The sequence below is a fragment of the Ruegeria lacuscaerulensis genome (genome assembly GCF_013034685.1).
In the GTDB taxonomy this organism is placed as follows: domain Bacteria; phylum Pseudomonadota; class Alphaproteobacteria; order Rhodobacterales; family Rhodobacteraceae; genus Ruegeria; species Ruegeria lacuscaerulensis_B.
Genome location: NZ_WQGO01000001.1, coordinates 359,959 through 376,938, shown reverse-complemented (window position 1 = coordinate 376,938; position 16,980 = coordinate 359,959). Strand labels below are relative to the sequence as shown.

The following is a 16,980-nucleotide window of genomic DNA, read 5'->3' as shown; positions in this document are numbered from 1 at the left end:
GCTTTATTCCTCGCCAAACACGCGCGCGAAAATCGTGTCTACGTGCTTGGTGTGATAGCCAAGGTCGAATTTCTCTTCGATCTCCGCGGGGCTGAGGGCGGCGGTGACATCGGCATCGGCCAGAAGTTCTTCTTTGAAATCAGTGCGGTGTTCCCAAACCTTCAAAGCGTTGCGCTGAACCATGGCATAGGCGTCTTCGCGGCTGACACCCGCTTGGGTCAGAGCCAGCAAAACCCGTTGGCTCATGACCAGACCGGGGAATTTGTTCATGTTCTCCAGCATGTTTTCAGGGAAGATCAGCATCTTGTCGATCACACCTGTTAGACGGGCCAGCGCAAAGTCCAACGTGATCGTGGCGTCCGGCCCGATCATGCGTTCCACCGAGGAATGCGAGATATCGCGTTCGTGCCAAAGTGCCACATTCTCCATCGCAGGGATCACCGCCGCACGCACCATACGCGCCAGACCAGTCAGGTTCTCGGTCAGCACCGGGTTTTTCTTGTGCGGCATAGCTGACGAGCCCTTTTGACCCATCGAGAAGAACTCGGCCCCTTCCAGAACCTCGGTCCGCTGCATATGGCGGATTTCGATAGCGATATTTTCGATGCTGCTGGCGATCACGCCCAGCGTGGCAAAGAAGGCCGCGTGACGGTCGCGCGGGATGACCTGCGTGCTGATCGGCTCGGGCACCAGACCCAGTTTGTCGCAGACATGCTCTTCAACCGCAGGATCGACATTGGCAAAGGTGCCGACTGCGCCGCTGATCGCACCGGTTGCAATCTCGGCCCGCGCGTCGCGCATGCGAGACAGATTGCGGTCCATCTCTGCGTAGAAACGCGCGAAGGTCAGACCCATGGTGGTGGGCTCGGCATGGATGCCGTGGCTGCGGCCGATGCGGACAGTGTCCTTGTGTTCGATCGCGCGGCGTTTCAGGGCGGCCAGCAGACCTTCGAGATCAGCGATCAGCAGGTCGGCGGCACGGGTCAGTTGCACGTTCAGGCAGGTGTCAAGCACGTCGGAACTGGTCATGCCCTGATGGACAAAGCGTGCCTCTTCACTGCCGACATGTTCAGCCAGATGGGTCAGAAAGGCGATGACGTCGTGTTTGGTGACGGCTTCGATTTCATCAATCCGCGCCACATCGAACTCAACGTCCTTGGCCTTCCACACGGCCTCGGCGTTTTCGCGCGGGATCACGCCCAGATCGGCCATGGCGTCACAGGCATGGGCTTCGATCTCGTACCAGATGCGGAACTTGCTTTCGGGCGACCAGATGGCAACCATCTCGGGGCGGGAATAACGTGGAATCATTGGCAGCGGCACCTTATTGTGATTTGGCAGGAGGCGTTGCGGCGCGGTTTAAACCCCACCCGCCACGGGAACAAGATGCGAGTGCGCAGATGAGACGGTTTGCCCTGATTTTAGCCCTTTGGCCCGATATTTCGGCCGCGACAGAGTTTTGGCCACTGACCGGGAATGAAATCGTGTCGGCCTTGACCGGGCAGAAACTCAGCTATGGCGAAGGCGTCTGGCAAACCTTCGATGCAAGCGGGGCTACGCAGTATTTCTCGGGGCGACCCAGCAGTGGACGGTGGGCGGTTCGCGGAGACCAGTATTGCTCGACCTGGCCACCATCCGGGCTTTGGGCCTGCTATGACGTTTTGCAAAGCGGGGTAATCATTCGGTTCATCGACGGCAGGGGCGGGATAACGGACGGGTATCTGCCGGAATGATCGCTCCGAACAGCCTGTCCGATTTCGAAGGCTGCTGGGGCCTTACGCGCACCATCCGCGACGCAAGGGCGGGGCAGGTGGTGCAGGCGGATGGGTTGGCGTATCTGCGTCTTGCTGAAGACGGTCTGGTCTATGACGAAGAAGTGGTTTTGCGCATACCCGGTCAGGCTAAGATGACAGGCACCCGGCGCTACCTGTGGCGTGCGAACGGCGACGGTGTAGCGGTCTTTTTCGACGACGGGCGGTATTTCCACCATTTGAATCTGGGGGTTCCGCAGACATCGGATCACCATGATTGCGCGCCAGACAGTTACGACGCAGTCTATGATTTCTCGAACTGGCCGCGATGGAGCGTACGCTGGATAGTCTCCGGGCCCCGAAAATCCTACGAAATGGACACGGAATACGTGCTACGGTAGCGTAATCACCTTGAAGTGAGCGACCGGATTGGGCATTGCTGTCGCAGAATTCCGATCCGAATTGGGGAGAAGTGAAGATGAATGCAAATGTACTGGCCAATGCGTTTGGCCCGCGCGAAGGCACGGCGCTGCGTGTTAAGCAAGTGATCCTGGTTGCGCTGGGCATCGTTGCTTTGGCCGTTGCCGCGAAAATCAAAGTGCCGATGTGGCCGGTTCCGATCACCATGGGCACCTTTGCCGTTCTGACCATTGGCACCGCCTATGGCGCGCGTCTGGGTTTGGTGACCATGCTGGGTTACCTGCTGATCGGAGCGCTGGGCTTTGATGTGTTCGCCGGTTCGTCGGCCGAGAAATTCGGGCTGACTTACATGATGGGTGGCACAGGCGGCTATCTGGTGGGTTATGTGCTGGCAACCCTGGCTCTGGGTGCTCTGGCCGCGCGCGGTTGGGACCGCTCGGTTGGCAAGCTGGCGCTGGCGCTGGTTCTGGCCAATGTGTTGATCTACGTCCCCGGCCTGCTTTGGCTGGGTCAGCTGTATGGTTGGGATCAGCCGATCCTGGCCTGGGGCCTGACGCCGTTCCTGGTGGGTGATGCGATCAAACTGGCGCTGGCGGCGCTGCTGATCCCTGGCCTGTGGAAACTGGTAGGCGACGCCCGCGCCTGATTTCCCGCTTTTGAGAACAACGAAACCCGCGCCCGGAGCAATCCCGGCGCGGGTTTTTTTGTTATGGAATGAGACTGGACAAATCCGGTCATCGCGGGCCACTCTGAGCCAACAGAAACAACAGGTTATTATGATATGTTTTTGCGAATAAGCTCTGCCATTGCGGCGATATGGCTTGGCGCCGCGCCAGTGTTGGCCGATACCCCGGTGACGTATACGGATAATGGACGCGCCTTGTTTAGCTTTTCGGTGCCCGATTTCTGGGCCGTGCGGACAGGTGGCACACGCGAGATTGAGGATACGCAACTGGGAGATCCCCGCGCAGTGGCCCGTGTCATGGGGATACGGCCTGTGACCGATGACAACGTCTGGATCGGTTTTGTCGCACCCGCCGGCGTCGCCTCGATCGACGGAGGATTGCGGTATCTTCAGGATGTCGACAAGTTTCTGGTCAAATCCCCAGTGGTTTCAGACAATGTTTCGACTCGTATCGGAGGGCTGCCCGCGCAAGTGATCCGGGGCACCGGTACCCGTGATGGGCGGGGCGTTAACTTCACTGCGACTGTGATCGACCTGCCCAATGACCGCGTCGCCGTGGCCGTGGCCGTTCTGCGCGATGGGGCCGATCCGGCCTATGTGGAGGATCTGAACGCAGTGTTCGCCTCGTTCCGGGCTGCTCGGTGAGGAGGGGGAAGATGACCAGAAAACTGATCAAACGCACCTGTCTTGCCCTGAGTCTGGGCGCAGCCAGTTTTACCCTTTCGGCCTGTGATGGGGTCACTGTTGGCGTGGGATACGGATATGATCCGTTTTACGACTCGCTTCTTTGGAACGACTATTACCACGACGTAGATGTGGACATCGACGTAGATCGCCCGGTTCGCCCGAAGCCGCCGGTTGGGAAACCGCCTGCACGGCCCAAGCCACCGATCGCCAAACCGCCCGCGCGGCCCCGGCCACCTGTGGCTCGGCCCCCGACAGCACGGCCGCCGATCCATCGACCGGCACCGCGACGGTAAGGTGCGTCAGGTCAGCAATTCGGTTGTAATTTCCGCCGAACCCTCAAGTGTCCTGTGAACAGGGCACTTGTCGGCAATTTCCAGCAACCTGGCGCGCTGCTCGTCGTCCAGAGGACCTTCGAGCCGGATCTTGCGGCGGAACAGATCAACCTTTCCGTCGCCGACTAGCCCCGCATCCTGCCCGTGGACCTTGTTGTGGCAGACGTCGACAACAATGCCCGTCAACGGCCAGCGTTTGCGGCGCGCATACATGCGAATTGTCATCGAGGTGCAGGCCCCCAATCCGGAAGACACGAAACCGTAAGGCGACATGCCTCGGTCGGTGCCGCCATACGAGGCAGGCTCGTCCGCGACCGCATGGTGACGGGGGCCGGATTGAATGTCCTGCAAGAAACCGCTGGGGTCGGCCTCGGTCACGCGGACAATGCCTTCGGGGGCGCCGGGCGGTGGGGCTGGTGGGGACAGGGTTATGTAGCGTGTCACCCAGGCCGCAATCACATCGGCTGCGTATTCAGCGTCACAGGCCCGCGTGATCAGGTGGTCGGCATCATCCAGAGTAACAAAGCTTTTGGGGTGCTTGGCGGCCATAAAGATGGCGCTGGCGTTGTCGACGCTCACGGTCTCATCCAAGGGGGCGTGCAGGATCAGCAGCGCGGCTTTCAGCTCTTTGATGGCGGGGGTCAACTCGGTTTCCGAAATGTCGTCGACAAAGGCCTTACCAATGCGGAAAGGACGCCCGCCCAGCGTCACTTCAGCCGAGCCTTCCTGCTCGATCTCGGGCAGAGCGGCCTGGAAATGGTGCGAGACATGGCCCGGATCGGCAGGTGCGCCCAACGTGACCACCGCTTTGACGCTGGGAATGCCAGCGCGGGCGCGCAGTACAGCAGCTCCGCCCAGCGAGTGCCCAATCAGCAATGACGGCGCCATGTCGCGCCCGGCAAGATAATGAGAGGCGGCAATCAGGTCTTCGACATTGGAAGTGAAAGTGGTGTTGGCGAACTCGCCTTCAGAGTGACCCAGACCGGTGAAGTCAAAACGCAGAACGGCAATACCCATTCCAGCCAAGCGCGCCGCGATGCGACGGGCGGCGGGAATGTCCTTGGAGCAGGTAAAACAATGGGCAAACAACGCCGTGGCCAGAACCGGCCCGTCGGGCAGGTCAAGGCGCGCAGCAAGTTGGTTGCCGTCGTGACCGGCAAAGGTAATGCGTTCGGTGGGCATGGCAGTTCCTTACGTCGCAAGTTAGCGCCAATACTGTGGGCTTCTACCGGGTCGCTCAACCCATATGTAACGCGCGTCACGGGAAGGTGAGGACAGATCGGTCATCCAGTGCAGGATGCGGAACGTAGGTTCCAATTATCATCAAAATATGTGATGGAGTATCAAAATAATATTCGTTTTAAAAATATGTTTGGAACCTCCACATTGACGTTGTTCACGTCACACAATCCCGGAGGCCATGATGGCACATATTTCTTGCGCACCACGCAGCACCGCGCTGCGCCCCGATCTTCTGATCATTCTTGCCCTGACGGCGCTGCTTAGCTTTGCGGCGGGTCAGAACTGGCCCGAGGCCGCGCCGGTCGCGGCGCAAACCGCCGAAGACTGGCACGGCAATGTCAAACGCTCAACCTGGCCGGACTAGGCCAGACCCATCAGCTGGGGGTCGAACGGATAGGTTGTCAGGTTCTCATACCCGTCCTCGGTAATCAGAACCTGATCCTCCAGCTTGATGGAAAAGTCACCGCCCACTTCGCCCACGGCGGCCTCGACACACAGGACCATGCCGGGCTCCAAGGCATAGTCGTAAGCGCCCGCAACCGCCTTGTCCGGGTAGGCCACCAACGGCCATTCATCGCACAGGCCGACACCGTGCATCAGACAACCGTATTTCTGCGCCTGAAACTTGTCGTCCAGTTTGTGGGAGTTGGCCGTCAGCTCGGGGATCATGACGCCGGGTTTCAGCATCTCCATATTGGTCATGATATGCTCATGCGCGTGCTGCATGGCATAGATCATGTCCGGGCGGGGTTTCTGATCGCCGATCCACCATGTGCGTGAGATGTCGATGCAGATTCCGTATGAGCCGATCAAGTCGGTATCAAACGCGATGATCTCATTTTGTTGCGTGATCCGCGGCCCACATTCCTGAAACCACGGGTTCGTGCGTTGCCCTGAGGCGAGCAGGCGGGTTTCAATCCATTCACCGCCGCGTCGGATGTTTTCAGCGTGCAGAACGGCCCAAATGTCATCCTCGGATGTCTTGCCGTCGCCGACATTGGCGCGGGCAAACTGCTCCATCGCGCCAACAGCGGTCTCGCAGGCATGATGGGCGCAGCGCATGGCCAGAATCTCGTCCGGGCCCTTGATCGCGCGGGTCTTTTCAGTGAGTTCTTCGCCCTCCATGATCTCGAACCCCTGCGCCTCGAGCGCGCGCAGCCCATGCAGCATGATCTTGTCTACGGCCAAGCGCTTGTTGCCGCCGCTATGCTCCTCGATCAGCAACCGCACCTCATTCGAGAACACATCAGCTGCCACATCCACCTTGTCTCCACGGTCGAAATAGAACAGGTCGGCGCCTGAACGCTGTTCGCGCACCAGCGGGTTGAAGGTCGAAAGGAAGGGCGAGTTTTTATAGTCCCAGATTACCATGTACCCATCGGCGCACAGCAGTACGGCGCGAAACGGGTTGTGGGTGTTCCAAAGCTGCATGTTGGTGCTGTCGGTGGCATAGCGGATGTTCAGCGGGTCGAACATCAGCACCCCGCCATAGCCGCGATCCACGACCGCTTGCGTCAGGCGTTTCCAGCGATACTCGCGCATGTTGGCAAGGTTGGGCAGGGTCAACCCGGCGGCCTCCCACTCGGAAAAGGCTAGTTGGGTGGGACCGATCTCGATCCGGTCCAATGCGTTCGGGGTGCCATCACCAAGGGTCGCGCCTTTGGTGGGGTCGATTTTGCGGCCGTCGCGGTAATGTGTGTTCATGGATGCCCTCTCTGCCTGTTTTTTCAGCGTGGAGAATCATTGCCGCGCAGTCTCGATAAATTGCGACGGTCGGATCGTCGCTTTTTGACCGACAGCTCTGCGTTGCAGTGATAGATCAGCCTTATGACGATTTTTCAGACCGCAATTCCCTACAACCCGCTAGATCAACGCCCACTGCCGGGTATCCAGCCCGACAGTATGGAGACATGGCTGCATCGCGATGATGCCTTTGCGGCGCAGATGCAGCACCGAGAAGCTTTGTTGCGCGACCGCCGGGCGGATGTTCTGGCGCTGGACCCAAGCGCTGAACCGGCGGCGCAGGAGCTTCTGGATCTTGTGCTGCACCACGCCTATCCGGGGTGCTCCGACCATGTCACCCGACCCGATGGGCAAGAGGTGATCATCGACCGCGCCCAGCCGATGGAGACCCTGTGCAAACTGGTGCAGGAGGATATCTGTATCTTGCAAAAACACGGCGATGAACATGTTCTGACCGGGGCCGTCTTGTGTTTTCCGGCCAGTTGGCGCCTGTCCGAGAAGTTCATGCGCCCGCTGATCGACATCCATGTGCCGGTCGACAGCTATGACGATGACATCGCCCGCCGTGTTCAGCGCTTGTTCGACGGGATACGGCCGGGTCGACCGCTCTGGAGGTTCAACGCGCTGTGGTACGATGATGCCGAGTTGCACCAACCCCGAAGCGCGCAGGAGCCACGTCACATCAAATACCCCGGAACCGCGCCTTATCTGCGCAGCGAAAAGCAAACACTGTTGCGGCTGCCGCAGACGCAGGCGGTGGTATTTACAATCCATACCTACGTGCTGAAAGCGTACAGCTTGCCAAATATAGAAAACCCCGCCTGATGGCGGGGCCTCCTAGGAGGGTCTTAGGTTCGTGAATCACATGCCCAAAACGTTGGCAACACCTGCGAAGGCCCCGCTTGTGCTGAGAGCGGAGATCGCTACCGAATAGGCAAGCACCTGAGTGTTAAGGCGAAAATCTTCGCCCCGGATCAGGTTCACAGCGGCCATAGAGGCCGCGATCGGAACAGACACACTGGCCACGGCACCGGTCAATCCCCAACTGGTCAGTCGCAAGATATCACTGGGCTGTTCGTCGTGGTCGAGGGGGTGCGTGTCGTCCCGATCCAAAGGCTGCTCGATAGGTTCTGTCCGAAAAGCGATGCTGAGCAACTGCTCATCCGACAACTGGATCGGCCGGGCTGCCGGGGGCGGCGCCTTTTTTTGTGGCTCGTCCAGTTGGTCTTCCTCAATAGTGTCCAGTTCCGCGAACGGGCCTGAGACTGCCTCGAAAATCTGTTTTCTATTTCGCTTCTTTTTTTTAACGGGGGGTAGAGTGTCAAACGCACTCATGAATTGTTCGATGGTCAGCACGGTGTTGGGCGTCAGCCATTCAACCCGCTGCGTGGCGCAGATGTCGACCATGCGATACAGGACAACCACCAGCATCAGCTCGGAAATCTCGCGGTCGTCCAGAAGCGGTGAGACCGGCGTGATCGTAATGGTCAGCCGGTTTTTCGGCAACGTCACCACGGGCCGTTGCAGCGTCTTCAAACCAGCCGAGCGGTTCATGCGCTCAAACCGGTCTTCAGCCACGGGCACCTGTGTGTCCAGCGTCAGACGCACCAGATATTGATTGCAGACGATGCTGGCTTCGGTCGCGTCACGAATGCTTTTGCGTTCGACCAGATGCCCGTAATCTTCAAGCGTTGCAGAAACAATGGCGCTGAACCGCTCGATCGCGCCATCGGTCTCGCCGTCAAACTGCAAACCACCATGATAGCTGTTCTTCGGAGTCACTGCGCATTCCTTTGTCGCATCCTGTTTGGACTCCAGTCTAGTGAGAGAAATGGGGCAGATTTGGGCGAAAATGGAAAAAAATCACAAATTGCAAAGATTGATTACGGTCTGGAAACCTAGGCAATTTAAGGGCCATTAAATGTCTGTGGCAGGAATGTGGCTGAAATAAGGAGGCGCGTGCTGAGATTGTGGCCAGCCTTAGCCGTCGATTCGCGCGGCCATGATGGCGATGGATTGCTGGTACACGGTGGCAGCATTCCATTGCTGAATGACGGCAAAGTTTGGCTGCCCTTGCTGGTAGCCGCGCCCCGGTTTCCAACCCTTTTTGCGAAGAAAATTCGCGGTCGAGGCCAACGCGTCGGTCATGTTGTAGAAATCCACTTTGCCGTCCCCCGTGGCATCGACCCCATAGTTCAGTGCGTTGCCGGGCAGGAACTGCGTGTGCCCCAATTCGCCATGTTTCGCCCCCCGTGTCGCGGTCGTAATGCTGCCTTGATCCACCAGTTTCAGTGCGCCGATCGCATGGGGAATGAAGAATTCCGACCGGCGGCAATCATAGGCAAGGGTGGTGATTGCCGAAACAACCTGACTGTCGCCCATAAAGCCGCCAAAGCCGGTTTCCATGCCGTGAATGGCGATCAGAACACCCGCTGGAACGCCATATTGCCGCTCGAGCGCCGCGTAGAATTGCGGGTTTCGCGCCTTGCGCCTGCGTCCCTGCGCGACAATCGTGTCGGCGCCGCGAACCTGCATGAATTTGTCCAGCGAATATTTGAAACTCTTCTGGTTGCGATCGGCTGCAATAGTGCGTGTTGCATAGGTCGTCTGGGCGAGTGCCTGGAGGCCTTTCTTCTTTACACCCGCGCGTTTGGCTTGTTTCGCGAAGTCCTTTTTCCAAGCCTCAAAATCGGCGCTTGTGTCACCGCAGGGGGCAGCAATCGCAAGAGTTGGAAGGATCAAGGCGAAAAGCAGGGCAAGGCGAAACATGGTGAAAAACCTGATGGACTGAAAAGAACAATTCCCATCTTACGTGCCGAGAGCTGTCCCGCAAAGGGGGTCAGTACAGATCCAGTTCTCCGCTTTGCTTGAGGGTTTCGAACCATTCATCCGGAGTTTTGTTGATCCGCGCGTGCTTGACCATCATGGCGTTCATGTTCGGCAGGTTTGACGAATCTGGCCAATCCTGAGGGTTCCACAGGTTTGCGCGGATCACGCATTTGGGGCAATGCGCGAAGACGGTTTGAACTTTGATCAGCAGGGTCAGCTTGGGCGCGCGACCTTGCACGGCCATGGTGTCCAGCAGCTTTGGGTCGGCGCAGATTTGGGCCGTTCCGCGCATGCGCAATGTCTCCATCTTGCCGGGCACGAAGAAAATCAAACTGACGCGTGGGTCTTTCAGGATGTTGTGGAACGTGTCCACGCGTTTGTTGCCAGGACGGTCGGGGATGGCGATCAGGGTGTCCGAGAGCACGTGAACAAAACCGCTTGGGTCTCCGCGCGGTGACACATCCAAATGTCCGTCGGGATTGGCAGAGGCAATGATGCAAAACGGCGAGGCTGCAACAAAGTCGCGGCACATCTGATCCAGAGCGGGCAATTCCTTGGCGATGATCTGGGGCAGAGGCGCGCCGGTTATCTGTTCCAATTCTTCGGCGGTGGTCACGAAATGCGTAAACTCGGTGTCCATGGGATCTCCTCCTTGGCAGGCAGTCTGGAAGATCACCCGAAACGAAACAAGGGCGCCCGGTTGGGCGCCCTTGGAAGAATTTTCGTCGAAAATTCTTGGATCAGCAGCTGTAGTACATGCCGTACTCGACCGGGTGCGGTGTGTGCTCGTAGGTTTCGACTTCTTCCATCTTCAGTGCGATGTAGCCGTCGATCTGGTCTTTGGTGAACACGTCGCCCTGCAGCAGGAAGTCGTGATCGGAGGCCAGAGCTTCCAGCGCTTCGCGCAGCGAACCACATACGGTCGGGATGTCGGCCAGTTCTTCGGCCGGCAGATCGTACAGGTTCTTGTCCATGGCTTCGCCCGGATCGATTTTGTTCTTGATGCCGTCCAGACCAGCCATCAGCAGAGCAGCAAACGCCAGGTAGGGGTTCGCGGCTGGGTCGGGGAAGCGAGCCTCGACGCGCTTAGCTTTCGGGCTTTCGGTCCACGGAATACGGACACAACCCGAACGGTTGCGGGCCGAATAGGCGCGCAGAACAGGTGCTTCAAAGCCCGGGATCAGGCGCTTGTAGCTGTTGGTCGACGGGTTGGTGAAGGCGTTCAGGGTCTTAGCGTGCTTCAGGATGCCACCGATGAAGTATAGCGCTTCGTCCGACAGGTCAGCGTATTTGTCGCCAGCGAACAGAGGCTTGCCGTCTTTCCAGATCGACATGTTCACGTGCATACCGGTGCCGTTGTCGCCTGCGATCGGCTTCGGCATGAAGGTGGCCGATTTGCCGTAGGCATGTGCAACGTTGTGGATGACGTACTTGTACTTCTGCAGCTCGTCAGCTTGCTTGGTCAGGCTGTCAAAGATCAGGCCCAGCTCGTGCTGACAGGAAGCAACCTCGTGGTGGTGCTTGTCCACTTTCATGCCCAGGCGCTTCATGGTCGACAGCATCTCTGAGCGCAGGTCTTGCGCTTCGTCAACGGGGTTCACGGGGAAGTAGCCGCCCTTGACGCCGGGACGGTGGCCCATGTTGCCCATCTCGTACTCGGTGTCGGTGTTCCACGATGCGTCGGTTGCATCAACTTCGTAAGATACCTTGTTGATGCTGTTCGAGAAACGGACGTCGTCGAACAGGAAGAATTCGGCTTCTGGGCCCATGTAGGCAACGTCACCAATACCCGAAGCTTTCAGGTAGGCTTCGGCTTTCTGGGCGGTGCCGCGCGGGTCACGCTCATAGGCTTCGCCAGTGTCGGGCTCAACGATCGAGCAGTGCAGGCAGATGGTCTTTTCCGCGTAGAACGGATCAACATAGGCGCTTTCGGTGTCGGGCATCAGTTTCATGTCCGATGCTTCGATCGATTTCCAGCCAGCGATCGACGAGCCGTCGAACATGAAGCCTTCTTCCAGGAAGTCTTCGTCAACCTGGTCCGACATGATGGTGACGTGCTGAAGCTTGCCGCGCGGGTCGGTGAAGCGGATGTCGACGTATTCTGCGTCTTCATCACGGATCAGCTGAAGAACTGCGTCCTTGCTCATACTCTCTATTCCTCTGATTTGAGTGCGTTCGATTAAAGCGCTTCCGAGCCGGTCTCACCGGTGCGGATGCGAATGGCTTGTTCAACGGGCGAGACAAAGATCTTGCCGTCGCCGATCTTGTCGGTCTTAGCGGCCGAAACGATGGCGTCGATGGCAGCATCGACCTGATCGTCATCCAAAACGACCTCGACTTTTACTTTGGGCAGAAAGTCGACGACATATTCCGCGCCACGATAGAGTTCGGTGTGGCCTTTCTGACGGCCAAAGCCTTTGACCTCGATCACACTGAGACCCTGGACGCCTACGTCCTGCAGCGCCTCTTTTACTTCGTCCAGCTTGAACGGTTTGATGATCGCTTCGAGCTTCTTCATACCGGGCTCCCTTTAACTCTTGTCAGGATGGCACTGACCACGTCTAAGATTGGTCGGCAATCGGATTGCGGATTTGCTCTGGTGCAGGTGCAGGGAAAAGAAGTGATAGATTACTTTTTGTTCGACTTGCTCAAAAAGTAATCAGAATTGAATCGAGTTGGGTTTTTGAGATGACAGAATTGCTGACTGCGGCGCAGATGAGGGCCATTGAACAGGCAGCAATTGAGTCTGGTGAATTCACTGGGCTGGAGTTGATGGAGCGCGCCGGGCAGGGTGTTGTCGAGGCTATTTTTGAGGAATGGCCGGAGTTGAACAGGCGAGGGGCCAGCCCCTCGCGCTCCCCGGGATATTTGCGGCCAGATGAAGAGGATCCGCTGCGCGCTGTGGTGCTGTGCGGGCCAGGGAACAACGGTGGTGACGGGTTTGTTGTAGCGCGGCTTTTGCATGGGCTGGGCTGGGCAGTTGACGTGTTTCTGTATGGAGATGCCGAGAAACTGCCGCCGGATGCACGGGAGAACTATGGGCGGTGGGTGGAGTTGGGGGCTGTTCAGCATTTGAGCAAACAGGGCGCACTTCAAAATGCGGCAAAGCCCGACATCGTCGTGGATTCGGTCTTCGGTACGGGCTTGGCGCGTCCCATTGAAGGAGAACTAGGGCAGGTCTTGCAGTCCTTGGATGCGTGGATTGCGCTAGGGGGCGTTAAAGTTATCGCGGTTGATACCCCGTCTGGGCTTTGTTCTGATAGCGGTAAGTCACTCGGTCCGTTTGCGGTGGCCTCCTTGACGGTCGCATTTCACCTTGCAAAGCGTGGACATTTTCTTGATCGCGGGGCCATCCAATCGGGCCGCTTGATCGTCAAGTCCATCGGGTTGGCGGAGCATTGGAATAGTCAGGCCGAGCGCCCGGTTTTGAAAATGATCGAAGGTGCTCCAAAGCGCGTGTTCAAGGGGCGCGCAGACCACAAATACACCCACGGCCACGCATTTATCCTCACGGGCGGCGCGGCGAAAACTGGCGCCGCGCGGTTGGCGGCGCGGGGGGCTTTGCGGATTGGGGCTGGGTTGGTGACGCTTGGAGTGCCGGGCTCGGCTCAGATGGAGGTGGCGGCGCAGGTGACAGCCCTCATGGTGAGGCGGATTGATGGGGCCGAGGGGTTTGCGGATGCGCTGGGCGACGAGCGGTTGAATGCGCTCTGTCTTGGGCCGGGAATGGGGTTGGAGCGGGCGCGCGAACTGGTGCCGGTTGTGTTGCAGGCTAAGCGTGCCACCGTGCTGGATGCGGATGCTCTGACGGCGTTTGCAGATGATCCGGCGGCCCTGTTAGGGCAGTTGCACGAGAATTGCGTTCTGACCCCGCATGGGGGCGAGTTTGCGCGGCTCTTCCCGGATATCACCGAAAAGCTGGCGGCGACGCCGACAAAGGGACCGGCTTATTCGAAGGTGGATGCCACGCGAGAGGCGGCCAAGCGTGCCGGGTGTGTGGTGCTTTTCAAGGGGCCGGATACGGTGATTGCGGCGCCGGATGGTAGATGCTCGATCAATGCGGCTTTTTATGACCGTTCTGCCCCTTGGTTGGCAACGGCGGGGTCTGGAGATGTGCTGGCCGGGTTCATCACCGGTTTGCTGGCCCGAGGGTTCGCGCCCATGCAGGCTGCGGAAACTGGGGCGTGGTTGCATGTGGAATGTGCGCGCAGCTTTGGGCCGGGCTTGATTGCCGAGGATTTGCCTGAGCAACTGCCATATGTATTGAAAAACATAGATATATGATTGTATATTCGAAGTGTCGTCAAACGCTGGTTGCTGCACTGGTAATGGCCGTCTGAAGGGTGAAGCTGACCAATCGACAATTGTGTCTGTGCCTTGGGACGAACCAACCTGGAAGCAAAGTCAGGTTTTGCGAGAAGTAAGAATTTAAAAAGAAGTCAGATTTCAAGGACGCGGTGTGAGGTACGTTACGGAAGGCAATAGGCATCAACTTGTGCGTTCAGCGCCCGTCCTAGGCAGGTAGAAGACAAAAAATTGAGCAGCGCCAAAACAGTTTTTCTCATGGTGACTGAAATGACCCAGAATTTTAGAATTCATTCCCTGGCCGCAGTGTTGGCCGTAACGACTGCCGTTCCGGCAATGGCGCAATTGCGATACGACAATAACAGCGGCGGCTATGTCGAGCTCTACGGTCAGATTCACCCGGTCATTGTCTCGGTAGATGACGGGGAAGAAACGGAAACCCGTTTGCTCGACAATGATCTGTCGAACAGCCGTGTGGGGCTTCGCCTGATGCAGCCCTATGGCAGCAACGAGTTCACGTTCCGGTTTGAAACCGGATTGGGGTTGCCCAGCACCGGTTCGGCCAATCAGGACGGTACCAATAATGATGGCTGGTCGCGCGAAGATATTCGCCACGTCGATTTCGCCCTGAAAGGCAGCTATGGCAAATTCTCGGCAGGGCAGGGCAGCATGGCGTCCGATGGCGCGGCCGAGGTTGATCTGTCCTATGTTGGCACTGTGCTGTATTCGTTCACCAATGACGAGAACGGTGCCTTTTTCTATCGCCAGCCCGACGGGATACTGAGCGACATCACGGTTGGAGATTCCGCCAGCAACTTTGACGGGGCGCGGCGCGGGCGTATCCGTTATGACACGCCTAGTTACAATGGGTTCTCGGGCGCTATCGCCTATGGTCAGAATATTTTGTCCAGCAGTGACGACGACGATTATTACGATATTGCAGTATCTTACGGAAACACCTTCACAAATGGGATCGAGTTTGCGGCCACAATCGCCTATGCGGTGCGCGACTTTGATGATGGGTCAGGTGAACGTCGGGATACGATCGGATCGGCCTCGGTGCTGCTGCCGAGCGGGTTCAGTTTCACGGCGGCTCTGGGGACGCGGGACAATACCTCTGACGGGGCTAGCGATCCGGATTATTGGTACACAAAGATCGCCTATGAGACCGATTGGGTGTCTTGGGGGCAAACCGGTATCGGGATCGACTATTTCGACGGATCCGATTTCCAGAATGAAGGATCAAGCACCAAATCCTGGGGCATCGCGGTTGTGCAGCGGATCGACAGCATCAACACGGATGCCTATCTGAAATACCGCCGCCACGATTTTGACGATATGGTCGATTTCGACGAGAACGAAGCCTGGGCTCTGGGCGCGCGCTGGCGGTTCTGAGACGACAGTTGCAGCCAACAACAAACGCTCCGGCCCAGTCCGGGGCGTTTTTTCTTCAAATCCGCGGCAAAACAAGGCTGATCCGGCAGTTGCCCCTTGCACGTTGGGGGCAGGGCAAATAGAAGGCCTCAAATTTGCCCGGCGCGCCGTTTTGCGCGCCCCGAATCCTATGGGGACTACCATAATGCAGGTTACCGAGACGCTGAACGAAGGTCTGAAACGCGGTTACAATATTGTCGTTTCCGCAGCTGAGCTGGACGACAAAGTGAATGAAAAACTGGTCGAGGCACAGCCGGAAATCGAAATGAAAGGTTTCCGCAAAGGCAAAGTGCCGATGGCGCTGCTGAAAAAGCAGTTCGGCCAGCGCCTGCTGGGTGAAGCGATGCAGGAAAGCATCGACGGTGCGATGAACAAGCACTTTGAGGATAGCGGCGACCGTCCTGCGCTGCAGCCCGAGGTCAAGATGACCAACGAGGACTGGAAAGAAGGCGACGACGTCCATGTCGAGATGTCCTATGAGGCGCTGCCTGCCATTCCTGAAGTTGACCTGAAATCGGTCGAACTGGAAAAGCTGGTCGTCAAAGCCGACGACGCGGCGATCGAAGAAGCGCTGAATAACCTGGCTGAAACCGCGCAGGATTTCAAAGCGCGCCGTAAAGGCTCGAAAGCCAAGGACGGTGATCAGGTCGTGATCGACTTCGTCGGCAAAGTAGACGGCGAAGAATTCGAAGGCGGTTCGGCCGAGGACTATCCGCTGGTTCTGGGCTCGAACAGCTTCATTCCTGGCTTTGAAGAACAGCTGGTTGGCGTGAAAGCCGAAGAGGAAAAAGACGTCAACGTCACTTTCCCGACCGAATACGGTGCCGAGCATCTGGCCGGTAAGGAAGCTGTTTTCACCTGCACCGTCAAAGAAGTGAAAGAGCCCGTCGCCGCCGAGATCAACGACGAGTTGGCCACCAAATTCGGTGCCGAAGATCTGGACGCGCTGAAGGGCCAGATTTCGGAGCGTCTGGAAGCCGAATATAACGGCGCATCGCGGGCCGTGATGAAGCGCGCTCTGCTGGACGTGCTGGATGAGAAGGTGTCGTTCGACCTGCCGCCGTCGCTGGTAGAAGCCGAAGCCAAGCAAATCGCGCACCAGCTGTGGCACGAGGAAAACCCCGATGTCGAAGGCCACGATCACGACCCGATCGAGCCCACCGACGAGCACAACAAACTGGCCGAGCGCCGCGTGCGTCTGGGTCTGCTGTTGGCAGAGCTGGGCCAGAAGGCCGAGGTTGAAGTCACCGATGCTGAGATGACACAGGCGATCATGAATCAGGCGCGTCAATACCCTGGTCAAGAACGTCAGTTCTTTGAGTTCGTGCAGCAGAACGCCCAGATGCAGCAGCAACTGCGCGCGCCGATCTTTGAGGACAAAGTCATCGACTATATCGTCGAGCTGGCTCAGGTTGCTGACAAGGAAGTCAGCAAAGACGACTTGCAAAAAGCCGTTGAGGCGCTGGACGAGGAATAATCCCTTGTCGCCCGAGAAGCCGGGCCAAAGAATACGGAGCCGCCTATTAAAGGCGGCTCCGACTAAGTTGCTCTA

At 58.0% G+C, this 16,980-nt stretch carries 18 protein-coding genes; 10 read left to right on the top strand and 8 right to left on the bottom strand.

The genetic code is table 11. The features are described from left to right. Window positions 1-3: 3 nt before the first annotated feature. The gene (purB, locus tag GOV80_RS01900) at window positions 4-1,311 is read right to left on the bottom strand and encodes an adenylosuccinate lyase (RefSeq protein ID WP_170770444.1); all 1,308 of its coding nucleotides are present in this window, start codon (window positions 1,309-1,311) and stop codon (window positions 4-6) included. 89 nt (window positions 1,312-1,400) lie between these two features. Here purB and GOV80_RS01895 point away from each other — a divergent pair, with 89 nt between their 5' ends. From GOV80_RS01895 to GOV80_RS01875, 5 genes are all read left to right on the top strand, one after another. After that, window positions 1,401-1,733: a hypothetical protein gene (locus GOV80_RS01895; RefSeq protein WP_170782647.1), complete on the top strand. Its 333-nt coding sequence runs from the start codon at window positions 1,401-1,403 to the stop codon at window positions 1,731-1,733. Further along, window positions 1,730-2,152: a DUF6314 family protein gene (locus GOV80_RS01890; protein ID WP_170782646.1), complete on the top strand. Its 423-nt coding sequence runs from the start codon at window positions 1,730-1,732 to the stop codon at window positions 2,150-2,152. The genes GOV80_RS01895 and GOV80_RS01890 overlap by 4 nt, the downstream gene beginning before the upstream one ends. A 77-nt stretch (window positions 2,153-2,229) precedes the next feature. Next, window positions 2,230-2,817: a biotin transporter BioY gene (locus GOV80_RS01885; protein WP_170770450.1), complete on the top strand. Its 588-nt coding sequence runs from the start codon at window positions 2,230-2,232 to the stop codon at window positions 2,815-2,817. A 135-nt stretch (window positions 2,818-2,952) separates the two neighbouring features. Beyond that, window positions 2,953-3,501 (top strand): hypothetical protein, encoded by a 549-nt coding sequence (locus GOV80_RS01880; protein WP_170782645.1) that lies wholly within the window; start codon window positions 2,953-2,955, stop codon window positions 3,499-3,501. Window positions 3,502-3,512: 11 nt separating this feature from the next. Then, complete coding sequence (locus GOV80_RS01875; RefSeq protein WP_170782644.1) at window positions 3,513-3,836, top strand: hypothetical protein; 324 nt, start codon at window positions 3,513-3,515, stop codon at window positions 3,834-3,836. Window positions 3,837-3,842: 6 nt separating this feature from the next. Here the strand turns inward: GOV80_RS01875 and GOV80_RS01870 are convergent, their stop codons facing one another. Further along, window positions 3,843-5,057 (bottom strand): bifunctional alpha/beta hydrolase/OsmC family protein, encoded by a 1,215-nt coding sequence (locus GOV80_RS01870; RefSeq protein WP_170770456.1) that lies wholly within the window; start codon window positions 5,055-5,057, stop codon window positions 3,843-3,845. Window positions 5,058-5,298: 241 nt separating this feature from the next. On the opposite strand from GOV80_RS01870, the gene GOV80_RS01865 reads away from it, so the two are divergent. Further along, the gene (locus GOV80_RS01865; RefSeq protein ID WP_170782643.1) at window positions 5,299-5,481 is read left to right on the top strand and encodes a hypothetical protein; all 183 of its coding nucleotides are present in this window, start codon (window positions 5,299-5,301) and stop codon (window positions 5,479-5,481) included. Here GOV80_RS01865 and dddP read toward each other — a convergent pair. Next, window positions 5,478-6,821, bottom strand: coding sequence for a dimethylsulfonioproprionate lyase DddP (gene dddP / locus GOV80_RS01860; RefSeq protein WP_170782642.1), 1,344 nt, complete (start codon window positions 6,819-6,821; stop codon window positions 5,478-5,480). The genes GOV80_RS01865 and dddP overlap by 4 nt on opposite strands. 123 nt (window positions 6,822-6,944) lie before the next feature. Here dddP and GOV80_RS01855 point away from each other — a divergent pair, with 123 nt between their 5' ends. After that, the gene (locus GOV80_RS01855; RefSeq protein WP_170782641.1) at window positions 6,945-7,685 is read left to right on the top strand and encodes a heme-dependent oxidative N-demethylase family protein; all 741 of its coding nucleotides are present in this window, start codon (window positions 6,945-6,947) and stop codon (window positions 7,683-7,685) included. A gap of 36 nt (window positions 7,686-7,721) precedes the next feature. On the opposite strand, the gene GOV80_RS01850 is transcribed toward GOV80_RS01855, so the two are convergent. The 5 genes from GOV80_RS01850 to GOV80_RS01830 form a co-directional block, all read right to left on the bottom strand. Next, the gene (locus GOV80_RS01850; RefSeq protein ID WP_336510105.1) at window positions 7,722-8,642 is read right to left on the bottom strand and encodes a hypothetical protein; all 921 of its coding nucleotides are present in this window, start codon (window positions 8,640-8,642) and stop codon (window positions 7,722-7,724) included. Between the two features lie 198 nt (window positions 8,643-8,840). Then, on the bottom strand, window positions 8,841-9,629 hold the full coding sequence (locus GOV80_RS01845; protein ID WP_170782640.1) for a lytic murein transglycosylase: 789 nt from the start codon (window positions 9,627-9,629) through the stop codon (window positions 8,841-8,843). 70 nt (window positions 9,630-9,699) lie between these two features. After that, on the bottom strand, window positions 9,700-10,329 hold the full coding sequence (locus tag GOV80_RS01840) for an MSMEG_1061 family FMN-dependent PPOX-type flavoprotein (RefSeq protein ID WP_170782639.1): 630 nt from the start codon (window positions 10,327-10,329) through the stop codon (window positions 9,700-9,702). A gap of 100 nt (window positions 10,330-10,429) precedes the next feature. After that, window positions 10,430-11,836 carry a type I glutamate--ammonia ligase gene (gene glnA, locus GOV80_RS01835; RefSeq protein WP_170782638.1) on the bottom strand — a complete coding sequence of 469 codons (1,407 nt, stop codon included), beginning with the start codon at window positions 11,834-11,836 and terminating at the stop codon, window positions 10,430-10,432. Window positions 11,837-11,868: 32 nt separating this feature from the next. Then, entirely contained in the window at window positions 11,869-12,207 is a 339-nt protein-coding gene (locus GOV80_RS01830; RefSeq protein WP_170782637.1) for a P-II family nitrogen regulator, read from the bottom strand. 170 nt (window positions 12,208-12,377) lie between these two features. Here GOV80_RS01830 and GOV80_RS01825 point away from each other — a divergent pair, with 170 nt between their 5' ends. The 3 genes from GOV80_RS01825 (at window position 12,378) to tig (ending at window position 16,905) form a co-directional block, all read left to right on the top strand. Next, window positions 12,378-13,973, top strand: a complete 1,596-nt coding sequence (locus tag GOV80_RS01825) for an NAD(P)H-hydrate dehydratase (protein WP_170782636.1) — start codon at window positions 12,378-12,380, stop codon at window positions 13,971-13,973. Between the two features lie 291 nt (window positions 13,974-14,264). Then, window positions 14,265-15,389 (top strand): porin, encoded by a 1,125-nt coding sequence (locus GOV80_RS01820; RefSeq protein WP_170770470.1) that lies wholly within the window; start codon window positions 14,265-14,267, stop codon window positions 15,387-15,389. A gap of 184 nt (window positions 15,390-15,573) precedes the next feature. Beyond that, complete coding sequence (gene tig / locus GOV80_RS01815) at window positions 15,574-16,905, top strand: trigger factor (protein WP_170782635.1); 1,332 nt, start codon at window positions 15,574-15,576, stop codon at window positions 16,903-16,905. Window positions 16,906-16,980 lie beyond the last annotated feature (75 nt).

Bases quoted from the DNA above. Each gene is read 5' to 3' on its own strand.
- glnA (WP_170782638.1), bottom strand. From the start codon at position 11,836: ATGAGCAAGGACGCAGTTCTTCAGCTGATCCGTGATGAAGACGCAGAA.
- dddP (WP_170782642.1), bottom strand. From the start codon at position 6,821: ATGAACACACATTACCGCGACGGCCGCAAAATCGACCCCACCAAAGGC.
- GOV80_RS01870 (WP_170770456.1), bottom strand. From the start codon at position 5,057: ATGCCCACCGAACGCATTACCTTTGCCGGTCACGACGGCAACCAACTT.
- tig (WP_170782635.1), top strand. From the start codon at position 15,574: ATGCAGGTTACCGAGACGCTGAACGAAGGTCTGAAACGCGGTTACAAT.
- GOV80_RS01855 (WP_170782641.1), top strand. From the start codon at position 6,945: ATGACGATTTTTCAGACCGCAATTCCCTACAACCCGCTAGATCAACGC.
- GOV80_RS01885 (WP_170770450.1), top strand. From the start codon at position 2,230: ATGAATGCAAATGTACTGGCCAATGCGTTTGGCCCGCGCGAAGGCACG.
- GOV80_RS01845 (WP_170782640.1), bottom strand. From the start codon at position 9,629: ATGTTTCGCCTTGCCCTGCTTTTCGCCTTGATCCTTCCAACTCTTGCG.
- GOV80_RS01890 (WP_170782646.1), top strand. From the start codon at position 1,730: ATGATCGCTCCGAACAGCCTGTCCGATTTCGAAGGCTGCTGGGGCCTT.
- GOV80_RS01880 (WP_170782645.1), top strand. From the start codon at position 2,953: ATGTTTTTGCGAATAAGCTCTGCCATTGCGGCGATATGGCTTGGCGCC.
- GOV80_RS01820 (WP_170770470.1), top strand. From the start codon at position 14,265: ATGACCCAGAATTTTAGAATTCATTCCCTGGCCGCAGTGTTGGCCGTA.
- GOV80_RS01840 (WP_170782639.1), bottom strand. From the start codon at position 10,329: ATGGACACCGAGTTTACGCATTTCGTGACCACCGCCGAAGAATTGGAA.
- GOV80_RS01825 (WP_170782636.1), top strand. From the start codon at position 12,378: ATGACAGAATTGCTGACTGCGGCGCAGATGAGGGCCATTGAACAGGCA.
- GOV80_RS01875 (WP_170782644.1), top strand. From the start codon at position 3,513: ATGACCAGAAAACTGATCAAACGCACCTGTCTTGCCCTGAGTCTGGGC.
- GOV80_RS01865 (WP_170782643.1), top strand. From the start codon at position 5,299: ATGGCACATATTTCTTGCGCACCACGCAGCACCGCGCTGCGCCCCGAT.
- GOV80_RS01895 (WP_170782647.1), top strand. From the start codon at position 1,401: ATGAGACGGTTTGCCCTGATTTTAGCCCTTTGGCCCGATATTTCGGCC.
- purB (WP_170770444.1), bottom strand. From the start codon at position 1,311: ATGATTCCACGTTATTCCCGCCCCGAGATGGTTGCCATCTGGTCGCCC.
- GOV80_RS01830 (WP_170782637.1), bottom strand. From the start codon at position 12,207: ATGAAGAAGCTCGAAGCGATCATCAAACCGTTCAAGCTGGACGAAGTA.